Source organism: Streptomyces sp. NPDC029138, from assembly GCF_055564375.1.
Genome location: NZ_JBVHWM010000024.1, coordinates 1 through 5,501, shown reverse-complemented (window position 1 = coordinate 5,501; position 5,501 = coordinate 1). Strand labels below are relative to the sequence as shown.

Genomic DNA, 5,501 nt, shown 5'->3' with positions numbered 1-5,501 from the left:
CATGACCGAGACCGCGGACTTCGCGACGCAGCGCCGGTACGGCATCGAGGCGCTGAACGTCTATGCCGGGCTGGCCCGTATCCCGGTGCCCGATCTGGTCGCCGGGCGGGGCCTGGATCTCGCGCGCGTCGACAACATCATGATGCGGGAACGCTCCGTCGGGCTGCCCTTCGAGGATCCCGTCACCAACGCGGTCAACGCGGCGCGGCCGCTCCTGGACGCGTTGTCCCCGGCCGACCGGGACCGGATCGAGCTGCTGGTGACGTCCACCGAGTCGGGGCTCGACTACAGCAAGTCGGTGTCCAGCTATGTCCACGAGTACCTGGGACTGAGCCGCAACTGCCGGCTGGTGGAGGTCAAGCAGGCCTGTTACGCGGCGACGGCGGCGGTGCAGCTGGCCATCGGGTACACCGCCTCGGGGGTGTCGCCCGGCGGGAAGGCGCTGGTGATCGCGACGGACGTGGCCCTGGTCGACGCGCGCGCGGGGCTGGCCGAGCCGGCGACCGGGCACGGCGCCGCGGCCGTCCTGATCGGTGACGCGCCCCGCATCCTCACCTCCGACCTCGGCGCGTTCGGCACCTACAGCTACGAGACGCTGGACTCGGCCCGGCCCACACCCGAGTTCGACATCGCCGACGTCGACCGGTCGCTCTTCGCGTATCTGGACTGTCTGACGAACAGCTTCGAGGACTACCGCTCGCGGGTGGAGGCCGCGGACTTCGCCACGACCTTCGACCAACTCGCGATGCACACCCCGTTCGCCGGGCTGGTCAAGGCCGGACACCGCAAGATGATGCGGGCGTCCGGGGAGGTGTCGGCGCAGGCCGTCGAGGAGGACTTCCAGCGCCGGGTGGCCCCCTCGCTCGTCTATCCGGCGCTGGTCGGCAACCTGTGCTCGGGATCGGTGTACCTGGCGCTGGCCAGCCTGCTCGACCATGCGGGGCTGGAGCGTCCCGCCCGGGTGGGCCTGTACGCGTACGGCTCGGGCTGCTCGTCCGAGTTCTTCAGCGGGGTGGTCGGCCCGGACTCCCGTACGGCGCTGGCGCCGATGCGGATCGGCGAGCGGCTGGACGGCCGCACCCGCATCGGCTTCGGCGCGTACACGGAGCTGCTGAAGGACACGCTGCGCTGTCTCGTCCCGGAGAAGCACCGGACGGTCGACGTAGACCGGCACGCCTCCTTTCTGCCGGCCGAGCGGCTGCTGGTGCACACCGGGACGAAGGACTTCCACCGCCAGTACGCCTGGACCTGACCGCACGCCCCCGCACGACGACGAGAACGGACGCAAGCATGGACATCGACAGGCACGACAGCGGGCCGCTGACCGAGCGGTCGCCGCTCTTCGAGGCGATCCGGCGCAATGTGCTGGTGGTGGTCCCGGACCTGGACCCGGCGCAGATCACCCTCGACCGCTCGCTGAGCGACCTGGGCTGCAACAGCGTCGACCGGGCCGACGTGGTCACCATGACCATGGAGGACCTGGACATCCAGGTGCCGGTCACCGAGTTCGCCGCGGTGCACGATCTGCGCACGCTCGCCGAGCTGCTGGACCGGCACCGCGGCGGCCGGGGATGACCTCGGACGTCGTGGTCACCGGCACGGGTGTGCTGTGCGCGCTCGCGCAGGACACCGCCTCGTTCGGCGCGGCGCTGCGGGCCGGCCGCAGCGGTGTCACGGCCCGCCCGGGCGGCACCGCCCCTGGTGCGCCGGGCCCGGTGCTCACCGCCGACCTGTGCGACTTCCGGTTCGCCGAGGCGGTGGCGGCCCGGCAGCGGCTGCCGGAGCGGCTGCGGCGGGATGCCCTGCGGGTCGCGGGACGCTCGCCGTTGCCGGTGCAGGCGTCGGTGGCGGTGGCGCTGGAGGCGTGGGAGTCGGCCGGACTGTACGACCGGGGCGGGGCACCGCGCCCGGACCGGGTCGCCCTGGTGGTGGCCGGGCACAACCTGGGCGGGGCGGAGGCGGAGCGGGTGCGGCCCCGCTACGAGAAGGACCCGTCGTACCTGCCGCCGCGCTACGCCCTCCACTTCCAGGACACCGACCACGTGGGCACGGTCAGCCGGATTCTCGGCGTCACCGGTGAGGGGTGCACGGTGGGCGGCGCGTCGGCCAGCGGTTCGGTCGGCATCGCCCACGGTGCCCGGCTCGTGGCCTCGGACGACGCCGACGTGTGCGTCGTGGTGGGCGCGCTCACCGAGCTGTCGGCGCTGGAACGGCAGGCGTTCTTCAACCTCGGGGCGATGGCGGGCGGTGCCGGCACGGACCGGCCGGCCACCCGGTGCCGGCCCTTCGACCGCGACCGGGAGGGCTTCGTGCCGGGCCAGGCCGCCGCGTGCCTGGTGCTGGAGTCGGCCGCGCACGCCCGGGCCCGGGGTGCCGTACCGCTGGCCGGCCTGCCCGGGTGGGCGGTGCGGCTGGACGGCAACAACCTGGCGGACCCGAGCGAGGAGGGCGAGGCACGGACGATGGCCGCGGCGCTCGTCCGGGCCGGGCTGCCGCCGGAGCGGATCGGGTATGTGAACACGCACGGTACGGCGTCCCGGCTGGGGGACGACACGGAACTGCGGGCGCTGCGCCGGGTGTTCGGTGCGGCCGTGGGCCGGCCGTGGACGAACGCGACGAAGGGGCTGACGGGCCACGGCCTGTGCGCGGCCGGGGTGGTGGAGGCCGTGGCGACGGTGGTGCAGCTGCGCGGCGGCTTCCTGCATCCGAACGCCAACCTGGCCCGCCCCATCGACGACGGCATCCGCTTCGTGGGTGCTCGGGCCGAGAGCGCCGAGGTGGAGTTCGCGCTCTCCAGCAGTTTCGGATTCGGCGGATTCAACGCCTCGGTGGTTCTGGCGCGCCGGGCATGACCGGTCCTGGCGCACACCGGTACCGGACGGACGGCACGGACAGCCGAAGGGGACGAGGAGGAGTCACCGTGACGGGACCGACTGCGGCACGGGAGCCGGCGCGGGGACCCGAGGGACCGCGGAAGTGGCTCGCGGGCGGGGTCGGCCGGTTCGCTCCCGACGCCGGTGTCCGGCTGTTCTGCTTCCCCCACGCGGGCGGAGGGACGGCGCTGTTCCGGCCGTGGCGGACGACGCTCGCACCGGAGATCGACGTGTGCCCGGTCCTCCTGCCCGGCCGGGAGTCCCGGCTGCACGAGTTGCCGTACCGACGGGTGGAGCAGGTGATCGACCCGCTGTGCGAGGTCGTCGCGGCGCATCTGGACCGGCCGTACGCCTTCTTCGGGCACAGCATGGGGTCCGTGCTGGCCTACGAGGTGGCCCGCCGCTTCACCGACGGGCCGTTCGGAGGGCCGCGGGCCCTGGTGGTGTCGGGGCGACGGGCGCCGCAGCTCGCGTCGGGGCGGCGGATGTTCTCCATGTTGCCGGACGACGCGTTCCTGGCCGAGCTGAGCGCGTTGAACGGCACGCCCGTGGAGGTGCTGGGCCAGCCGCAGCTGCTGGCCGCGTTCCTGCCCGCGCTGCGCGCCGACTTCGAACTGAACGAGCTGTACCGGCCGTTGCCGGGTCCGCGGCTGTCCTGCCCGGTCGTCGCCTACATGGGGGCGGACGATCCGGAGGTGGACTGCGCCGAGCTGGCGGGCTGGCACGAGACCACCACGGACGAGTTCGTCCTGCGGGTGCTGTCCGGTGACCACTTCTACCTCAAGGACGGGCGGCCGGACGTACTGGCGCGCGTGCGGCAGGACCTGGGGCAGGCGGCGCACCGGGGGCGGCTCAGTCCTCGGCGGCCAGCTCGTACAGGGCGTTGACCGTCTTCCAGTTGCGGGTGGTGGCCGGGATGCCGAGACGGCGCTCGATGAAGGCGTTGTTGAGTTTGGTCCTGCCGTACCCGCCGGGGACGTGCAGGTGGATCTCGTCACCGGACAGGGTGAATTCGGCGGTCTCTCCGGCCGGGACCTCCAAGCGGCCGGCCTGCTCGGCGGTCGGCGCCTGGGCGAGGAAGGTGACGTGCAGCTTGGTCGGGTCGTCCTCCCGGTCCAGGTACGGGTTCCCGGCGAGGGTGCGCGCCATGGACTCGGAGGTGCGCAGCAGCACCGTGACGGACACACCGAGGTCGTCGACGATCCGCTTTTCGATGCTCGCGGCGAGTTCGGCCGGAGACTGCGCGTCCGGGGCGTCGAACACCACGTTCCCGCTCTGGAGATAGGTCTGTACTACCTCGAATCCCATGGTGGTGAACAGTCCGCGCAGATCCTTCATGGCAATCTTCGCATTGCCGCCGACATTGATTCCACGCAGAAGCGCGATGTGCTTCGTCATGGCACCAACCTCTCACACGCCGGTGCGGCGGACAACGAACTCCCGTTCACGGCAAGCACTCAATACTGAGCAGACCCGCGGACGTACGCCGGGAAGAATCGGAAACGTCTTCGTCCTCTGCTCCGATTCACGCTGGGAGTTCCCGCCATGTCCGATGAATCGCCTGTGGTGATGCCCCCGGAGGCGTTTGCCATCCCGTCCGCGCAGTACCAGACATCGGTGCCGCTCGACCAGCTCCTGCACTCGGCGAACGCCGGCGTCATCGTCGACCGGGTGGGTCTGATCCGAAGCGAGTACCGGTCGGAGGCGCGGATCTTCGCCAGGGAGCTGGCCGAGTACATCAACACCCATCAGGTGGGCGTCGCCTCGGTGTATGTCTACGAGGAGACGTTCGGCCGCAAGGACCAGATCCACTGGCTGATCCATGTGAAGTCACTCGAGGACTACGAGACGTTGGTGCGGATGGGCAGCACCGACGCCGGGTTCCGGGACATCTTCACCAAGGAGCGCATAGCGCCGGAGAAGGGCGGCGGCACCTGGGACCGCATGTTCGCCGACGGCTCCCTCACGGAGACCGTGCTGCTCCCGCAGTTCACCGGCATGTACGGCACCGGGGTCGACGGCGACGGACAGGCTCAGCGCCCGAGGCTGGGCGGCGCCGCGGTGGTCCCGCCCGCGCAGGCCCAGACGTCCCTGCCGCCCGAGGAGACGATGAACTCGGCGACTGCGGGCATCCTGATCCACCGGGTGGGCCAGCTGACCTACGAATTCCGCACCGAGGGCCGGCAGTTCGCCCGGGACGTGGCGGAGGCGATCAATGCGAAGCAGGGCGGTGAGGTGACCGTGTTCCTTTACGAGGAGGCGTTCGGCACCTCCGACCGCATCCATTGGTTCATCCACATGAAGTCGCTGGCGTCCTATTACTCACTGATCGACATGCGCGCGTGGATGGAGGACGACGTCCGGGACGTCTACACGAAGGAGCGGATCGCCCCTGAGAAGGGCGGCGGCACCTGGGACCGGATGTTCATCGACGCGACGCTGTCCGACCTGGCGCTCACGCCCCAGCACTGGGGGATGTACACGACGCGGAAGATCGCGATGCCCGAGGCCGGGACGGCCTGAGCGGCAGCCCGGGGGGGGGGGGGGGGGGGGGGGGGGGGGGGGGGGGGGGGGGGGGGGGGGGGGGGGGGGGGGGGGGGGGGGGGGGGGGTGGGGGGGGGGGGGGGG

Annotated in this window: 6 protein-coding genes; 5 read left to right on the top strand and 1 reads right to left on the bottom strand. The window is 71.7% G+C overall.

Annotated features, from left to right (window positions below):
- The first annotated feature begins 1 nt into the window (after position 1).
- The 4 genes from ACZ4WH_RS20275 to ACZ4WH_RS20260 all read left to right on the top strand — a co-directional run bounded on the left by ACZ4WH_RS20275 (position 2) and on the right by ACZ4WH_RS20260 (position 3,760).
- Positions 2–1,252 (top strand): hydroxymethylglutaryl-CoA synthase family protein, encoded by a 1,251-nt coding sequence (locus tag ACZ4WH_RS20275; RefSeq protein WP_468182265.1) that lies wholly within the window; start codon positions 2–4, stop codon positions 1,250–1,252.
- 38 nt (positions 1,253–1,290) lie between these two features.
- Positions 1,291–1,575: a phosphopantetheine-binding protein gene (locus tag ACZ4WH_RS20270; RefSeq protein WP_468182263.1), complete on the top strand. Its 285-nt coding sequence runs from the start codon at positions 1,291–1,293 to the stop codon at positions 1,573–1,575.
- Complete coding sequence (locus ACZ4WH_RS20265) at positions 1,572–2,852, top strand: beta-ketoacyl synthase N-terminal-like domain-containing protein (RefSeq protein ID WP_468182262.1); 1,281 nt, start codon at positions 1,572–1,574, stop codon at positions 2,850–2,852. The genes ACZ4WH_RS20270 and ACZ4WH_RS20265 overlap by 4 nt, the downstream gene beginning before the upstream one ends.
- Before the next feature lie 68 nt (positions 2,853–2,920).
- Complete coding sequence (locus ACZ4WH_RS20260) at positions 2,921–3,760, top strand: thioesterase II family protein (protein ID WP_468182260.1); 840 nt, start codon at positions 2,921–2,923, stop codon at positions 3,758–3,760.
- Here the strand turns inward: ACZ4WH_RS20260 and ACZ4WH_RS20255 are convergent.
- Positions 3,726–4,271 carry a DUF1697 domain-containing protein gene (locus ACZ4WH_RS20255; RefSeq protein ID WP_468182259.1) on the bottom strand — a complete coding sequence of 182 codons (546 nt, stop codon included), beginning with the start codon at positions 4,269–4,271 and terminating at the stop codon, positions 3,726–3,728. The genes ACZ4WH_RS20260 and ACZ4WH_RS20255 overlap by 35 nt on opposite strands.
- A gap of 147 nt (positions 4,272–4,418) precedes the next feature.
- Between ACZ4WH_RS20255 and ACZ4WH_RS20250 the strand changes: the two genes are divergently transcribed.
- On the top strand, positions 4,419–5,396 hold the full coding sequence (locus ACZ4WH_RS20250; protein WP_468182258.1) for a DUF6039 family protein: 978 nt from the start codon (positions 4,419–4,421) through the stop codon (positions 5,394–5,396).
- Positions 5,397–5,501 lie beyond the last annotated feature (105 nt).